Below are 16543 nucleotides of genomic sequence, written 5' to 3'. Positions count from 1 at the left end.
TATCAGGCTTCCGCAGTCGCCTGCTGGGCCTGTGCCTGCGCCATGTGCTGGGCAAACAGGGCATCGAAGTTGACCGGTGCCAGGTTCAGCTGCGGGAAGGAACCCTTGCTCACCAGATTGGACACCGCTTCGCGAGCATACGGGAACAGAATGTTCGGGCAGAAGGCAGCCAAGCAGTGAGCCAGTTGCGGCTCCGGCAGGTTGCCGATGGTGAAGATACCGGCTTGCTGAACTTCACACAGGAAGGCCGTTTCGGTTTCCAGCTTGCAGGTCACGGTCAGGGTCAGTACCACTTCATAGACGCTGTCGGCCAGGATGTTGGTCTTGGTGTCCATGTCCAGCTTGACGTCCGGCTGCCACTCTTTCTGGAAGATGTGCGGGGTATTCGGCGCTTCGAAGGAGACGTCCTTGGTGTAGACGCGCTGGATGTGGAATTCCGGTTGTACTTCCTGGTTGTTGATCTCTTCAGCCATTTTGTTTGATTCCTTTTTATGAAAATAGGTGGGCGCAGGCCCTTAAATCAGCGTTTTTTGGTCACCGGCAGATTCTCTGCACGCCACTGGGCCATGCCACCGCTGAGCACATACACCTGCTTGAAGCCGGCTTTGCTCAATTGGCGACCCGCGCCACCAGCGGTCATCCCCGACTCGCACACCACTATGATGGGGGCATCTTTATGCTTTTCAACCGGGCCCAGATTATTGCTCTGGATCTGGCTGAGCGGCAGGTGCTGGGCACCGGCCAGATGGCCCTTGGCAAACTCTTCCTGACTGCGAATATCCACCACGGTGGCGTTTTCACGGTTGATCAGCAGGGTTGCGGTGTGGTTGTTCACCGACTTCACCGGAGAAAAACGAGCACGCACAGTGGTGTAAACCAGGGTGCCTGCCAGGCCGAACCAGGCTGCGGTCAGCAGCGGGTTGCGGGCCGCAAAATCCAAATACTCTTGCATCTTCTACTATCCAGGGACCAAGACAAGTGCCCGAGTATACATGGGGACCCCGCCAAGATCAGCCATCTTGGCGGCAAAGCGGGAGCGGGCTCCCACCAGACGGGGACGGGGGAAAGCGGCGGCATAAAAAGTGGCATTCAGCCCGCTGCGGCGAGGATTCGTCGAGTGGTGCGACAAGCCGGCGACAAAACAGAAACAGCTCGGCAACAGCGTGCGGCCCCGCCGGACGGGGCTTGGCTATCAGGTGACTATTTCGGCAGATGTAGTAATATTACGCTAGTTTCACTTCCCGCAATTCATTCCTATCCGAGAGGACATAGCCTTATGTCAACAGCTAAGAAACCTTTGGTTCTGGTCATCATGGACGGTTGGGGCTACAGCACCAAGCAAGAGCACAATGCCGTCGCTGCTGCCAAGACTCCCAACCTCGACCGTCTCGCCCGTGACTACACCAGCACCCTGATCTCCGGCTCCGGCCTAGACGTGGGTCTGCCGGATGGTCAGATGGGGAACTCCGAAGTGGGCCACGTCAACATCGGCGCCGGTCGCATCGTCTATCAGGAACTGACCCGCATCTCCAAAGACATCCAGGACGGCGACTTCTTCCAGAACGTCGAGCTGGCCAAGGCGGTCGATGCTGCCGTGACCAAGGGCAAGGCCGTACACATCATGGGCCTGATGTCCCCGGGTGGCGTTCACAGCCACGAAGAGCACATCATGGGCATGATCGAAATGGCCGCCAAGCGTGGCGCCGAGCAGATCTACTTCCACGCCTTCTTGGATGGCCGTGACGTGCCGCCGCGCTCCGCCCAGTCCTCCATCGAGCAGTTCGATGCCCTGTTCGCCCGCTTGGGCAAGGGTCGCTTCGCCTCCATGATCGGCCGTTACTACGCCATGGACCGCGACAACCGCTGGGATCGCGTGCAGCAAGCCTATGACCTGATGACCCAGGGCAAGGGCGAGTTCACCGCCGACAGCGCCAGCGAAGCCCTGGCCGCCGCCTACGCCCGCGACGAGAACGACGAATTCGTCAAAGCCACCCGCATCGGTGCCGCCGCCCCCATGCAGGATGGCGATGCGCTGATCTTCATGAACTTCCGTGCCGACCGTGCCCGCGAGATCACCCGCGCCTTCGTCGACAGCGACTTCACCGGCTTCGCCCGCATCGCCACCCCGGCGCTGAACTTCGTGATGCTCACCGAGTACGCGGCCGACATCAAAACCGCCTGTGCCTACCCGCCGACCGCGCTGGTCAACACCCTGGGTGAATGGCTGGCCAAGCAAGGCAAGACCCAGCTGCGCATCTCCGAAACCGAGAAGTACGCCCACGTCACCTTCTTCTTCAACGGCGGCGAAGAGGCCTGCTTCACTGGCGAAGATCGCGAGATCGTCGCCAGCCCGAAAGTGGCCACCTACGACCTGCAGCCGGAGATGAGCTCCGAAGAGCTGACCGACAAGCTGGTCGGCGCCATCAAGAGCGGCAAGTACGACGTCATCATCTGCAACTACCCGAACGGCGACATGGTCGGCCACACCGGTGTGTTCGACGCCGCGGTCAAGGCCTGTGAAGCAGTCGACCACTGCATCGGTCGCGTCACTGACGCGCTGGCCGAAGTGGGTGGCGAGTGCCTGATCACCGCCGACCACGGCAACGCCGAGAAGATGATGGACGAAGAGACCGGTCAGGCCCACACCGCCCACACCAACCTGCCGGTTCCGCTCATCTATTTCGGTCGCAAGGCCGAGGTGGCTGAAGGCGGCAAATTGTCCGATCTGGCCCCCACCATGCTGACCCTGATGGGTCTGCCGGTACCGCCGGAAATGACTGGCAAGCCCCTGATGATTCTGAAATAATCCTTCCCCATGCGGGGATGCGAAGTTATTTCAACCAAAACCAGTCGCGTCGGCCTGTTGGCCGGCGCGCTGTTTTTTTGTCTGTCGTTCGGGCCGGCCACGGCCTGGGCTGCCAACCAGCAGCTCGGAGCCATGCAGTCCCAGATCAAGGAACAGCAGCAGACCATCAAGCTCAGCAAGCAGGAGCTTGCCAAGCTCAACAACCAGCTCAAGGCTGATGAGCAGGCTATCTCGGCCGCCGCCGCCAAGCTCGAACAGACCAAGCAGCAGCTCAGAGAGAACCAGCAGAAACTGGTGGGGCTGCAGCAGGACAAGCTGGATCTGGAACAGCAGGCCAGCCATCAGAAGCAGTTGCTGGCCAAGCAGGCCGAGAGCGCCTTCACCGCCGGCAACCACGATTACCTCAAACTGCTGCTCAATCAGCAGGATCCGGCCAAACTGAGCCGCTCCCTCGACTACTACGACTACCTCAACAAGGCCCGCATCGAAGCCATCGAGGCGCTGCGTGCCACCCGCACCAAGCTGGCCAAAAACCAGCAGGCCACCAAAGAGACCGAAAGCCGGCTGCAAAGCCTGCTGAGCGAACAGCAGCAACATCATCAGAGCCTGCTGGCCAGCCAGCAGAGCCGCGCCAAAGTGCGCAACCAGCTGCAGCAATCGGTACAGGATGACGAGCAGAAGCTGAGCAAACTGGTCAAGGCGGAAAAAACCTTGAAGGCCCGGCTGGAAGAGCTGCGCCGCCAGCGGGAAGAGCAGGAACGCCGCGAACGGGCCGAGCGGGAACGCCTCGCCAAGCTGAAGGCGGAGCAGGAGCGGCAGCGCAAGCTGGCAGAGCAGCGCCGTGCCGAACAACAGCGGCTCGCGGCCCAACAGAACAAGGCAGCCCAGCAACAGCAGCCGACCGAGGAAGTGGCCAGCAACAAACCCGAGCGGGGTTCTGGGATCAGCAGCGCCGGCTATTACAGCGGACTCAAGACCAACGGCAGCCTCCGCTGGCCGGTGCAGGGCCCCATCCTGATTGCCTACGGCTCGCCGCGCACCGCCGAATTGAAGTGGAAAGGCACCCTGATCGGCGCCAGTGAAGGTACCCAGGTCAAAGCGGTGGCACCAGGCCAGGTGGTCTACGCCGACTGGCTCGACGGCTTCGGCATGCTGCTGGTGATCGATCACGGCCGCGGCTACATGAGCCTCTACGGTCACAACCAGTCGCTGCTGCGCCAGGTGGGCCAGAATGTGGAACAGGGTGAACCGGTGGCGCTGGTCGGCGACAGTGGCGGCCAGGACAGACCCGGCCTCTACTTCGAGATCCGCTATCAGGGCGAGGCGATCAACCCCACCAAGTGGCTGGCCAAGCGCTGATCACCACCACACTGCCATCAAAAAAGCCTGCATGATGCAGGCTTTTTTGATGGCAGCAGGCATGACGGCAGATGACGAAAACTTACCTCTTTTCCTGCCGGCTCAGGGGAAGACGATCAGCCCGATCTGCTCCAGCAAGGCCTGCTGCTGATCTTCGTTGATCTGCACCCCGTCCAGATTGACCCGCCGCAGATCCAGCCCCGGCAGATCGCACTGGCGCAGGTCACAACCCTGCAGGTTGAAACTGGCCCAGTCTATTTGGCCAAACTCGGAACCGCTGAGATCGGAGCCCGCCAGCGAGGCGCCGAACAGGTTGGCCCCCTGCCAGCGATTGCCGCTCAATTCGCATTGCTCCAGCAGGCACCCTTCGAAATTGGCGTAACTGAAGTTGTTGCCGGTCAGATGAGCCTCGCAGAAGTAGCTCTTGACGGTGATCTGGTTGGCAAAGCTGGCGCGGGAGAAGTTGATCCCCAGCGCCTGACAGTCGCGCAGCTCCAGCCCCAGACATTGGCTTTGGCTGCAGTCGGCCATGGTGAGATCGCAGCGCAGAAAACTCGCTTCGCGCAGGTCGCAACCCTGCAGCAAACAGCTCTGCTCGCGCTCCCGGTCATAGAAGCTGCAGTCGACGAAGCGGCATTCGGCCAGATCGAGCCAGGAGAAGTTGCAACCGATGAAACGGCAACCCTGGAACTGCTCCCCCTCCAGGTCCTGCTGCTCGAAGCGCACGCCCTCGAAGCACTTGTCCTTGATCATCCCGCGACTCCCCCTGTTGATGGCGTCATATGCTGACTTTGTTAAACAAAAACGGTAATGTTACGTGTAACATTTCTGCCGGATCCCGAGATGAACGACACCCGCAAGCGCCGCCCCACCCTGCAGGACATAGCCGACCTGACCGGGGTCACCAAGATGACCGTCAGCCGCTACCTGCGCGACCCACAGGCCGTGGCCGAAGGCACCCGCGAGCGGATCGCCGCCGCGGTGGAGGAGCTCGGCTACATCCCCAACCGGGCGCCGGACATTCTCTCCAACGCCACCAGCAAGGCGATCGGCATCCTGATCCCCTCCCTCTCCAACCAGGTCTTCTCCGCCGTGGTGCACGGCATCGAGTCGGTGACCCGGCCCGCCGGCTACCAGACCCTGCTGGCCCACTACGGCTACAGCCCGGAGCGGGAAGAGGAGCAGGTCGCCTCCCTGCTCTCCTATCACGTCGATGGCCTGATCCTCTCCGACAGCCAGCACACCGAGCGCACCCGCAAGATGATTGCCACCGCCGGCATCCCGGTGGTGGAGACCATGGATCTGCCGCAGAGCCCCATCGACATGGTGGTCGGCATGGATCACCGGGCAGCCGCCCGGGCCATGGTAACAGAGATGCTGCGCCGGGGCCGACGCAAGCTGGTCTACCTCGGCGCGCGGCTCGACGTGCGCACCCAGCTGCGGATGGAAGGCTACTACCAGGCGATGCAGGATTTCGGCCTGAACGGCCAGCACCTGCTGACCGAGCAATCCTCCAGCTTCACCCTCGGCGGCCAGCTGCTGGAGCAGGCGCTGGTGCGCTATCCCGATCTGGACGGCCTGTTCTGCACCAACGATGACCTGGCGGTGGGCGCCCTGCTGCAGTGTCAGGCCAAGTGGATACCCGTGCCCCAGCAGATCGCCATCGCCGGCAGCAACGCCCTCGACATCGGCCACGCCATGACCCCCAAGCTGGCCAGTATCGTCACGCCCCGCAAGGAGATCGGCCGTGCGGCCGCCACCATGCTGCTGGCCCGCCTCAACGGCCAGCCACTGGCCGACACCCGGCTCGACATGGGCTTCTCCCTCTACGAGGGGGACAGTCTGAGCTGAGGGCCAGATCCCCACCATGCAGCCAAAACAGAGCAGGCCACCCGAGGGTGGCCTGCTTGCTTGGCAAACGGAAGGTCCGGCTCACGCCGGCGTCAAATCAGGATGCGACCAGGGCGACGGCTTCGCGGGAGAGGAGGGTCACCTCTTCCCAGTTACCGTTCTTGACGGCCTCGGCCGGCAGCATCCAGGAGCCGCCGACGGTGGCAACGCACTTGAGCGTCAGATAGTCGGCCACGTTTTTCGGGCCGATACCGCCGGTGGGGCAGAACTTCACCTGGGGGAGCGGCGCGGCGATGGCGGAGAGCGCCTTGGTGCCGCCGTTCGCCTCGGCCGGGAAGAATTTGAGGTGGTCGTAACCCGCTTCCAGCGCCTGCATCACCTCGGACGGGGTGGCTACGCCCGGGATCAGCGGCGCCGTGCTGTTGGCCGCGTGGGCCAGCAGGGCCGGCGTCATCCCTGGGGAGATGACGAAGCGGGCACCGGCGGCCACGGCAGCGTCAAACTGCGCGCAGTTGAGCACGGTACCGGCACCGACCATGGCATCCGGCATCGCCTTGGCGATGAGGGCGATGGCCTCCAGCGCGACCGGGGTGCGCAGGGTAATTTCGAACACCGAGATGCCGCCGTCCAGCAGCGCCTTGGCCATCGGCAGGGCCTGCTCCAGCTCATTGATGACCATCACGGGTACCAGCGGGGAGGCGGCAAACACCTCGGCCGGGGTCACTTTCCAGTTCTGCATAGCTCTTCCTTAGTCAGCTCTTAATCAAAGATGGTGGCGCCACACTCGGCGCTCGATACCGCGCGACGCATCACGCTGAACAGTTCACGGCCCCACCCCTCTTGTTCCGGAGTGAGGTCGATCTCGGCCTGGGTACGGCCACTCAAATCGGTCAGGCAGTCGAGGCTGCCGTTTACCGCGTCAACCCGTAGCAGGTCGCCATCGGCAAGCAGGCCGATGGCCCCGCCGTGCAGCGCTTCCGGAGTGACGTGGATGGCGGCCGGGATCTTGCCGGAGGCACCGGAGAGACGGCCATCGGTGACCAGCGCCACCTTGTAACCCGCTTTTTGCAGGTTGCCGAGCACCGGCATCAGCTTGTGCAGCTCCGGCATGCCGTTGGCAGCCGGGCCATTGTGGCGCACCACGATGACGGCGTCCTGATTGAGATCGCCCGCCTTGTAGGCCGCTTCCACCGCATGCTGGGAGGAGAAGACCCGCGCCGGCGCTTCAATCACCCGATACTCGGGAGCCACGGCGGAGACCTTGACCACGGCGCGGCCCAGATTGCCTGCCAGCAACTTGGTGCCGCCGGTAGCCTGGAACACGCTGCCAGAAGGCGACAGCACGCTCGCATCGCCGCTCTCACCCACCGGCTGCCATACCAGCTGGCCATCCACCAGTGCCGGACGGCTGAGGTAATCCTCCATCTCGCCAAACACCGGAGTGGCGTCCAGGTGGATCAGCCCTTCTTCAGCCAGCCGGCGCATCAGGCCGGGCACGCCACCCGCCTGCTCGAAGGCGTTGACATCGGCCGGGCCGTTCGGGTACATGCGCACCAACAGCGGCACCACGTCGGAGAGATCGCTGATGTCATCCCAGGTCAGGTGCAGGCCGGCGGCGCGGGCTAGCGCCACCATGTGGATGCTGTGGTTGGTGCTGCCGCCGGAGGCGAGCAGGGCCACCAGCCCGTTGACCAGCGAGCGCTCGTCGATCACCGCACTCAGAGGGCGATAGGCCGGGGAACCCGGGATCATGGCGCTGATGCGGCGGGCCGCCTCCTCGGTGAGGGCGCGACGCAGCTCGCTGTGCGGGTGCACGAAGGCGGAGCCAGGCAGCATCAGGCCCATGGCCTCGAATACCAGCTGGTTGGTGTTGGCGGTGCCGTAGAAGGTGCAGGTGCCCGCCGCGTGGTAGGCGCCGCACTCCATCTGCAGCAGGGCGTCACGGCCCACTTCGCCGGCGGCGTACTGCTGGCGCACCTTCACCTTCTCGTCGTTGCTGATACCGCTCGCCATCGGGCCGGCCGGCACGAAGGCGGTGGGCAGGTGGGCGTGGGAGAGCGCCCCCATGATCTGACCCGGGGCTATCTTGTCGCAGATGCCGAGCAGCAGGGTGGCGTCGAAGGTGTTGTGGGAGAGCGACAGCGCGGTCGCCTGGGCGATCAGATCGCGGGAGAACAGGGACATGTCCATCCCCGGCTGCCCCTGGGTCACGCCGTCGCACATGGCGGGCACGCCGCCGGCCACCTGGGCGCTGTGGCCCAGCTCGGCCAGCGCGGCCTTGATGATGTCCGGATAGCCCTGATAGGGCTGATGGGCGCTCAGCATGTCATTGTAGGCGGTGACGATGCCGACGTTGGCGCGGGTCATGTCGAGGATGCGCCCCTTCTCGTCACAGCTGGAGGCGGCCACGGCGTGGGCCAGGTTGCCGCAGGCCAGCGCGGCGCGGGTCTTGCCCTGATCGGCCTGACGCTGGATACGGGCCAGGAAGGCCTGGCGACGGGCGGCACTGCGCTCGCGAATGCGGGCGGTGACGCTGGAAATGACCTGATGGATCATTGGGCTTGCTCCAATGCTGTGACGGCGCGATCAACCACCTGTTCGAAGGTGCCGTCGATATCGATGTGGAATACACCGGCTTCGCCGTCCGGGCGCTCCAGGGTATCGAACTGACTTTGTACCATGCTTTCGCGCATGAAGTGGCCCTTGCGGGCCCGCATCCGCTCGAGGATCAGCGGCTGGCTGCCGTCGAGGAAGAGGAAGCTGACCGACTCGTTGCCTTCACGGATCTGGTCGCGGTACTGCTTCTTGAGGGCCGAGCAGACGATGACGCCCACCTCGTTCTTCTGCTCCAGGCTGTAGGCCGCGTCGCGGATCCGCTCCAGCCAGGGGGCGCGATCCTCGTCGTTGAGCGGGTTGCCGCCAGCCATCTTCTGGATGTTGGCCCTGGGGTGCAGATCATCACCGTCGATGAACTTGGCGCCCAGCACGCTAGCCACCTTGAGGCCCACGCTGGACTTGCCGCTACCACATACACCCATCACGATAATGCTCTTACCCGCCATTGTTTGACCTCTATCTCATTTTTCAAAAAACGTGCTGCCGATGGGTTCTAACTTAGCACGTTACCGGTAACATGTTACCGGTAACAACAAGAATTGTGAAGTCTGCCACAGACTGAGCGCACTCATAGTCACCTGGGCAATCGAGTTTGAGCCCTGGCCATAAATCTAAATAAATCATAAAGATATGGTCTGCCGACGGATCGGCAGGGTGTCGACACTGAACTTGGAACAAGGAATGCACAACAATGTCTGACCTCTCCCTGATCATGACGGCCGCCGGCTCCATCGTGCTGCTGCTCTTTCTGGTGATGAAGGCCCGCCTGCACGCGGTCGTCTCCCTCATCCTGGTCTCCATGGTGGCAGGGCTCGCCGCCGGCATGAACCCGGCCGACATCGCCGCCACCATCCAGAAAGGGATGGGCGGTACCCTAGGTTTCGTCGCCGTGGTGGTGGCACTGGGCGCCATGTTCGGCAAGGTGATGGAAGTCACCGGCGCCCTCGACCGGGTGGCCCACACCCTGCTCGGCAAGTTCGGCGTCAAGCGCGCCAACTGGGCCATGGCGCTGACCGGCTTCGTCTGCGCACTGCCGCTGTTCTTCGACGTGGCCGTGGTACTGCTGATCGGCGTCGCCTTCGCCATCGTCCGTCGTGGCGGCGGCAGCGTGGTTAAGATTGGTATCGCCCTGCTGGCCGGTATCGCCACCTGCCAAGCTTTCCTTATCCCGGCGCCGGGCCCCATCCTGGTGGCATCCCAGCTGGGCGCCGACTTCGGCTACATGATCCTGTTCGGCCTGATCGCCGCCGTTCCGGCCCTGATCCTGGCCGGCCCGCTGTTTGGCGAGCTGATCAGCAAGGTGGTCGACGTGCCGCTGCCGGCCGACGCCCAGAGCAGCGCCCACGACGACGGCCAGAACCTGCCCTCCTTCGGGCTGGCCATGGGCCTCATCGGCCTGCCGCTGCTGCTGATCGGTCTCAAGACCATCGTTGGCCGCTTCGTCGAGGCCGGCACGCCCCTGCACGGCTGGCTGGAGTTCATCGGCCACCCCTTCACCGCCATCATGGTCGCCTGCCTGGCCGCCTTCTACCTGCTGGGGATCCGTCGCGGCATGTCCCGTGACGAGGTGATGAACGTCTGCAACAGTGCCATCCAGCCGGCCGGCGTCATCATCCTGGTGACCGGTGCCGGTGGCGTGTTCAAGCAGATCCTGGTGGATTCCGGCGTGGGTGCCGCCCTTGGCAACATGCTGGCAGACTCCGGCCTGCCCATCGTCGCGCTGGCCTTCATCCTGGCGGCCGCGGTGCGGGTCATTCAGGGTTCCGCCACCGTCGCCATGCTGACTGCCTGCGGTCTGGTGCTGCCGATGCTGGAACCGCTCGGCCTGAACGGCGCCCAGCTGGCGGCGGTCACCATCGCCATCGGCGGCGGGGCCATCGTGCTCTCCCACGTCAATGACTCCGGCTTCTGGCTGGCCAACCGCTACCTCGGTCTCACCGAGAAGCAGACCCTGCAGACCTGGACCGTGATGGAGACCATCATCGGCACCACCGGCGGCGTGATGGCGATGATCATCTACAGCTTCCTCTGATCGCAACCGTGCAGAAAAAGGCCTCCAATGTGAGGCCTTTTTCATCTTTATGACGATTCTTTCTTTGGCTAACAGGGCGAGATTGCTAGAATCGCCTATCCATCGCTCCGAGTGGAACGCTTAACGCAGTGATTTCAGGTTTCTCTATGCATTCATCGGCACATTATCGACAGCTGCTGGCGCGCCTGCCCCAGATCGCCGTCGCCGCAGACCAGTTTGAAGTGCTCAACAGCGCCAAGGACTTCAAGAGCCGGATCCTCTCGCTCATCGCCAGCGCGCGTCAGCGCATCTATCTGGTGGCGCTCTATCTGCAGGATGACGAGGCGGGACGGGAGATCCTCTCCGCCCTCTACGCCGCCAAGCAGCGCAACCCGGCCCTAGACGTCAAGGTGTTCGTCGACTTCCACCGTGCCCAGCGCGGCCTGATCGGCAAGGGCAAGCAAGGCGGCAACCACCTGATGTATCAGGAGATGGCTGCTCGCCACGAGCACCAGATCGCCATCTACGGCGTGCCGGTGAAAGGGCGTGAACTGCTCGGGGTACTGCACCTCAAGGGCTTCATCTTCGATGACACCCTGCTCTACTCCGGTGCCAGCCTCAACGACATCTACCTGCACCAGCAGGATCGCTACCGTTTCGACCGCTATCACCAGATCACCAGCCCGGAGCTGACCCGCAGCATGGTCAACTACGTGGATGACCTGTTCCTGCGCAGCGAGGCGGTGCAACGACTCGATCGCACCGATATCCCCAGCGCCAAGCAGTTGAAGGGGCCGATCCGCCGCTTCAAGCACAATCTGCGCCTCGGCCAGTATCGCTTCGACACCATGCCGGTCAACAGCCAGGAGGTGGCCATCACCCCGATGAGCGGCCTGGGCAAGCGCGGCAATCAGCTCAACAAGATGATCCGTACCCTGGTGCGGGCCACCGAGCGGGAGATCTTCATCTGCACCCCCTACTTCAACCCGCCCAAGGAGTTGAACAAGGATATCGAGGCCCTGCTCAAGCGCGGCTGCAAGGTGACCATCGTGGTGGGCGACAAGACCGCCAACGACTTCTTCATTCCGCCGGAGGAGAAATTCTCCACCATCGGCGGTCTGCCCTATCTGTACGAGACCAACCTGCGCAAGTTCGCCGAGCGCAACCAGCATCACATCGATGCCGGCCGTCTCAACCTGATGCTCTGGTGCTGCGAGCGCAACTCCTACCACCTCAAGGGGATCTTCGTGGATGACGAGTGGGCCCTGCTCACCGGCAACAACCTCAATCCCCGCGCCTGGGCGCTGGATCTGGAGAACGGCCTGCTGGTCTACGATCGCCGTCACCTACTGCGGCCCCAGTTCAACGCCGAGAGCGAGAACATCCTGGCCAACACCAAGCGCATCAGCCACTTCGATCAGATCGAGCAGATCCAGGACTACCCGGATCAGGTGCGCAAGCTGCTGGCCCGGATCCACAGGGTCAAGGCCCACATCCTGCTCAAGCGCATCATCTGACCGGCGCGCATCACACCCTCAGGGATCCTCACAAGGGCCTGCCACACATCGGCAGGCCCTTGTCATTGGGGCCCAGCGCCCCACCAGCCGAGCCCCAACCGTACGACGCGGCTTGCGTCGAGGCAGCAATAAACCCTATCATCTGGACATATTTACAGTGTTTTCGGGCATCTAATTGATGAAATTGGATAAAATCTCCCTCGACAGCCTCAAGGGCGTCGGCAGCAAGATGCAGGAAAAGCTCGAGCGGCTGGGGCTGGCCACGGTGCAGGATCTGCTGTTCCACCTCCCCCTGCGCTACGAGGACCGCACCCAGGTGTGGCCCATCGGCGATCTGCCGCCCGGCCTGCACGGCGCCGTCGAGGGGGAGATCCAGGACACTCAGCTGGTGATGGGGCGTCGCCGCATGCTGGTCTGCCGCATCAGCGACGGCACCGGCACCCTCACCCTGCGCTTCTTCAACTTCACCGCCGCCCAGAAGAACAGCCTGAGCCCGGGCCGGCTGATGCGCTGCTTCGGCGAGGTGCGCCCCGGCAAATACGGGCTGGAGATGGCCCACCCCGAGTACAAGCTGCTCGGCGAGGAGCAGGCCGGCCAGACCGAAGAGGCGCTCACCCCCGTCTACCCGACCACCGAGGGGCTGCGCCAGCTCACCCTGCGCAGCCTCACCGATCAGGCGCTGGCCCAGCTCGACCTCTACGGGGTGGAGGAACTGTTGCCCGCCGGTCTCTACCCCCAGCAGATCGATCTGGCTGCGGCCCTGAAGCTGCTGCACCGTCCGCCCCCCTCGGTGGCGCTGGCCCTGCTCGAAAGCGGCCAGCACCTGGCCCAGCAGCGGCTGGTGCTGGAGGAGCTGCTGGCCCACAACCTCTCGGTCTTGAAGGTGCGGGCCCAGGCACAAACCCAGCTGGCTCGCGCCCTCAAACCGGCACCGGCGCTGGTAGAACAACTGCTCGGCGCCCTGCCGTTCACCCCCACCGGCGCCCAGAACCGGGTGGTGGCGGAGATCGGCCGGGATCTGCAACAGAGCCACCCCATGATGCGACTGGTACAGGGGGACGTGGGCTCCGGCAAGACGCTGGTCGCAGCGCTGGCCGCCCTGCAGGCCATCGGCAACGGTTGTCAGGTGGGCTTGATGGCGCCGACCGAGCTGCTGGCCGAACAGCACGCCATCAACTTCGCCAAGTGGCTGGAACCGCTCGGCATCGGAGTCGGCTGGCTGGCGGGCAAGCAGAAGGGCAAGGCACGAGAAGAAGCGCTGGCCGCCATCGCCGACGGCAGCGTCAAGATGGTGGTGGGTACCCACGCCATCTTCCAGGAGCAGGTGGTGTTCCAACGCCTCGCCCTGGTCATCATCGATGAACAACACAGATTCGGCGTGCATCAGCGGCTCGCCCTGCGGGAAAAAGGGGAGCGGGAAGGGGTGCATCCCCATCAGCTGATCATGACCGCCACCCCCATCCCCCGTACCCTGGCGATGACCGCCTATGCCGACCTCGATACCTCCATCATCGACGAGCTGCCGCCGGGCCGCACCCCCATCACCACGGTGGCGCTGCCGGACAGCCGCCGCCAGGACGTGATCGAACGGGTCAGACTGGCCTGCGAGGAGGGCAAACAGGCCTACTGGGTCTGCACCCTGATCGAGGAGTCGGAGGTACTGGAGTGCCAGGCTGCCGAGGACACCGCCGCCGAGCTGCAGAACCTGCTGCCCGGCCTGCACATCGGGCTGGTGCACGGCCGGATGCGGCCGGTCGAGAAACAGCGGGTGATGGAGGAGTTCAAGGCGGGAATACTGCAACTGCTGGTCGCCACCACCGTCATCGAAGTGGGGGTGGACGTGCCCAACGCCAGCCTGATGATCATCGAAAACCCGGAGCGACTTGGGCTGGCGCAGCTGCACCAGCTGCGCGGCCGGGTCGGGCGTGGCTCGGTGGCCTCCCACTGCGTGCTGCTCTATCATGCCCCCTTGTCCAAGACGGCCCAGAGCCGGCTCGGGGTGCTGCGGGAGACCAACGACGGCTTCCTCATCGCCCAGCGGGATCTGGAGCTGCGCGGCCCGGGCGAGTTGCTCGGCACCCGCCAGACCGGCCTGGCCGATCTCAAGATCGCCGATCTGGTACGCGACCAATCGCTCATCCCGCAGGTGCAGAAGATGGCGCGCTTCCTGATGGACCGCCACCCAAACCATGTCGAACCCTTGATACGGCGCTGGCTCGGCCTGCGGGATCACTACTCCAATGCCTGACCAAGCAACAGAAACAGGAGGAAAGCACTGATGAATTCCTGGCTGCGCGGCCTGCTCTACACCCTTGCCTTCCTGTTGCTCTTTGTCTGGGTCGGGCTCGGCCTGTTCGACGCCGAGCGGGCCAAGGGGCCCATCGCCGGCTGGCTCAGCCAGCAAACCGGCGTGCCTGTCACCATAGGCCGGCTGGTGTTCAACCCGCTCCACCCCTACACCCTGCTGGCAGAGCAGGTGAGTTACGGCAACGCCGTGACCCTCGACAAGATCTATCTCGAGATAGAGAGCATCGACTGGCTGAGCCGGGACGTGCGCATCGCCCATCTCGACCTCATCCGCCCGGCCATCAAGTTGCCGCTGCCCAACCAGCTGCCGAGCCTGCCGGTGCACTCCCTCACCATCGCCGACAGCACCATAGACCGGCTCAGCCTGGAGAGCGACGGGCTGACCCTGCGCGGCCTCAACGCCACCCTGAGCGACTGGCAGCTGCTCAATCCGGTGCGCCCGCCCCAGGCCAACCTGACCCTCAACATCAATGAGCTGGCAACCCCGGCCTGGGCCCTCTCCCGTCTCAACCTGGCCGGCCGGCTGGAGGGGCAGGTGCTGAGCACCGACAAGCTGACCACCAACCTGTTCGACGGTCTGCTCGAAACCGGCATGGTGCTCGACTGGCCTGCCCGCAGCCTGCGGCTGAACAACCTCAAGACCCAGGGCATGCGCATCGAGTGGGGCACCCTTGCCAAAGCCGAATCCCCCCTGCGCCAGGTCAGCCTGGATCTCGGTCAGATCCGGGATCTCAGCTTCAACGACATCGAGCAGGAGCTGGCCCTCAACAACCTCAACGGCCAGCTGACCGCCTTCAACTGGCAGGCCGGCAGCACGCCCAGCGGCTACTTCTCGGGAACCCTCGGCGATCTCGGCCGTGGCCTGTTCCAGCTGGAATCCATCCAGGGCAAGGTCGCCTTCTCGCCCCAGCAGCTGGATGCCGAGTTGCAGGGCAAGGCCTATGAGGGGGAGTTCAATCTGGAACTCTCTCTCGATCCCCTGCAGCAGAAGCTGACCCTCAAAGACATGGCGCTGAGCGGCATGGACATCAGTCTGCCGGAAGGGTGGTGGCAGGATTGGCAGCGCTGGCGCCCGCAGCAGATCGACATCCGCAAGCTGGCCTTCGACAAGCTCAAGGTGCTCTCCTTCGACGATACCCTGCCCCTGTCGCTGACCGGCTGGCAGTTCTATCTGACCGATCTCAGCCTGCGCGGCAACCAGCCGGGACCGCTGCTGGGCCGGGCCCGCCTCGAGAGCGCCTGGTTCGAACTGGTGTGGGACGGCCTCAGTGCCCGCAACGGCGAGCTGGATGGCGAGCTGACGGCCGGCTCCTGGCAGCTCAACAAGCTCACCAGCTCGCTGCCGGATGAGGGCAGCCTCAGCCTGAGCGGCCAGTGGGGACGCGAGCCGGGCCAGACCAGCCGGTTGCAGCTCAAGGGCGAGAAACTGGATCTGGTGCAGTGGGGCAAGATCCTCCACTCCCCCGTCTCCTTCGCCGGCAAGATGGACCTGAGCGCCGATCTGCAGGCGCTGCACGGTGGCACCCCGGGCGCTTGGCGCAGCTCCCTGCAGGGGAACATTGCGCTCGATGCCACCGAGCCGTTCTGGGACAAGGTGAAGATAGATCCGCTGCTGGATCAGTGGTTCAAGCAGGCGGCGGCACCAACCCTCAGCCCGGCCGAGCTCTGGCAGGCGATGCAGGAGGGTGACACCCCCTTCTATCGCATCAAGCTGCAGGGCAAGGTGGCGCAGGGCCAGCTGAAGATCGAACAGGCCGGCGCCTCCACCATCACCCACCTGCTGGGGGTGCAGGGCAGCGTCGATCTGGTCAATGAGCAGTGGCAGCTGGATCTGGGCGTCCTCAACGGCCAGCACTGCGCCGAGCTGCTCGGCCAGTGGCGCGGGCCGCTCGCCGAGCCGACCCTCAGCTGGGGCTTCCAGCAAAAACCGGACGGCTGTGGTTGGGAGACCGGCGTACGCTACCCACCCCAGGGCAACAGCAGCCCGCTCTGGCGACCGGCTCCGAAGGCCCCGGCCGCACAGGCGGCCGACGGCTAGCCGACAGAAAGCAACAAGGCCTCGTGATGAGGCCTTGT

13 protein-coding genes are annotated in these 16543 nt (G+C 64.0%); 7 read left to right on the top strand and 6 right to left on the bottom strand.

Annotated elements, in window-relative coordinates; all coding sequences use genetic code 11:
- Positions 1-2: 2 nt before the first annotated feature.
- Both secB and E5E96_RS08600 read right to left on the bottom strand, forming a co-directional pair.
- Entirely contained in the window at positions 3-473 is a 471-nt protein-coding gene (gene secB / locus E5E96_RS08605) for a protein-export chaperone SecB (protein WP_011704300.1), read from the bottom strand.
- Between the two features lie 47 nt (positions 474-520).
- A complete protein-coding gene (locus tag E5E96_RS08600; protein WP_005307875.1) occupies positions 521-952 on the bottom strand; it encodes a rhodanese-like domain-containing protein in 432 nt (143 codons plus the stop codon).
- Positions 953-1276: 324 nt separating this feature from the next.
- On the opposite strand from E5E96_RS08600, the gene gpmM reads away from it, so the two are divergent.
- Positions 1277-2806 carry a 2,3-bisphosphoglycerate-independent phosphoglycerate mutase gene (gene gpmM, locus E5E96_RS08595; RefSeq protein WP_171281943.1) on the top strand — a complete coding sequence of 510 codons (1530 nt, stop codon included), beginning with the start codon at positions 1277-1279 and terminating at the stop codon, positions 2804-2806.
- Between the two features lie 9 nt (positions 2807-2815).
- Positions 2816-4165 carry a murein hydrolase activator EnvC gene (gene envC, locus E5E96_RS08590; RefSeq protein ID WP_171281942.1) on the top strand — a complete coding sequence of 450 codons (1350 nt, stop codon included), beginning with the start codon at positions 2816-2818 and terminating at the stop codon, positions 4163-4165.
- Positions 4166-4267: 102 nt separating this feature from the next.
- Here envC and E5E96_RS08585 read toward each other — a convergent pair whose 3' ends face one another.
- Entirely contained in the window at positions 4268-4918 is a 651-nt protein-coding gene (locus tag E5E96_RS08585; protein ID WP_171281941.1) for a Qnr family pentapeptide repeat protein, read from the bottom strand.
- A 90-nt stretch (positions 4919-5008) separates the two neighbouring features.
- Here E5E96_RS08585 and E5E96_RS08580 point away from each other — a divergent pair, with 90 nt between their 5' ends.
- Positions 5009-6016, top strand: a complete 1008-nt coding sequence (locus E5E96_RS08580; RefSeq protein WP_171283215.1) for a substrate-binding domain-containing protein — start codon at positions 5009-5011, stop codon at positions 6014-6016.
- A 97-nt stretch (positions 6017-6113) separates the two neighbouring features.
- On the opposite strand, the gene E5E96_RS08575 is transcribed toward E5E96_RS08580, so the two are convergent.
- The 3 genes from E5E96_RS08575 to E5E96_RS08565 are packed head-to-tail and all read right to left on the bottom strand — an operon-like array spanning position 6114 to position 9078.
- Positions 6114-6755, bottom strand: a complete 642-nt coding sequence (locus E5E96_RS08575) for a bifunctional 4-hydroxy-2-oxoglutarate aldolase/2-dehydro-3-deoxy-phosphogluconate aldolase (protein WP_171281940.1) — start codon at positions 6753-6755, stop codon at positions 6114-6116.
- A gap of 20 nt (positions 6756-6775) precedes the next feature.
- Positions 6776-8572: a phosphogluconate dehydratase gene (edd, locus tag E5E96_RS08570; protein WP_171281939.1), complete on the bottom strand. Its 1797-nt coding sequence runs from the start codon at positions 8570-8572 to the stop codon at positions 6776-6778.
- On the bottom strand, positions 8569-9078 hold the full coding sequence (locus E5E96_RS08565; RefSeq protein ID WP_005307862.1) for a gluconokinase: 510 nt from the start codon (positions 9076-9078) through the stop codon (positions 8569-8571). Before E5E96_RS08565 ends, edd begins: the two co-directional genes overlap by 4 nt.
- Before the next feature lie 245 nt (positions 9079-9323).
- Between E5E96_RS08565 and gntU the strand changes: the two genes are divergently transcribed.
- The 4 genes from gntU to E5E96_RS08545 all read left to right on the top strand — a co-directional run bounded on the left by gntU (position 9324) and on the right by E5E96_RS08545 (position 16505).
- Positions 9324-10664: a gluconate transporter gene (gene gntU, locus E5E96_RS08560; protein ID WP_017410600.1), complete on the top strand. Its 1341-nt coding sequence runs from the start codon at positions 9324-9326 to the stop codon at positions 10662-10664.
- 146 nt (positions 10665-10810) lie between these two features.
- Entirely contained in the window at positions 10811-12160 is a 1350-nt protein-coding gene (gene pssA, locus E5E96_RS08555) for a CDP-diacylglycerol--serine O-phosphatidyltransferase (protein WP_171281938.1), read from the top strand.
- Positions 12161-12338: 178 nt separating this feature from the next.
- A complete protein-coding gene (gene recG, locus E5E96_RS08550) occupies positions 12339-14408 on the top strand; it encodes an ATP-dependent DNA helicase RecG (RefSeq protein WP_171281937.1) in 2070 nt (689 codons plus the stop codon).
- Positions 14409-14438: 30 nt separating this feature from the next.
- Positions 14439-16505: an AsmA-like C-terminal region-containing protein gene (locus tag E5E96_RS08545; protein WP_171281936.1), complete on the top strand. Its 2067-nt coding sequence runs from the start codon at positions 14439-14441 to the stop codon at positions 16503-16505.
- Positions 16506-16543 lie beyond the last annotated feature (38 nt).

Origin of the sequence: Aeromonas sp. 1805, assembly GCF_013085525.1 — a bacterium.
GTDB lineage: Bacteria > Pseudomonadota > Gammaproteobacteria > Enterobacterales > Aeromonadaceae > Aeromonas > Aeromonas hydrophila.
This window is presented reverse-complemented; position numbering and strand designations above follow the sequence as displayed.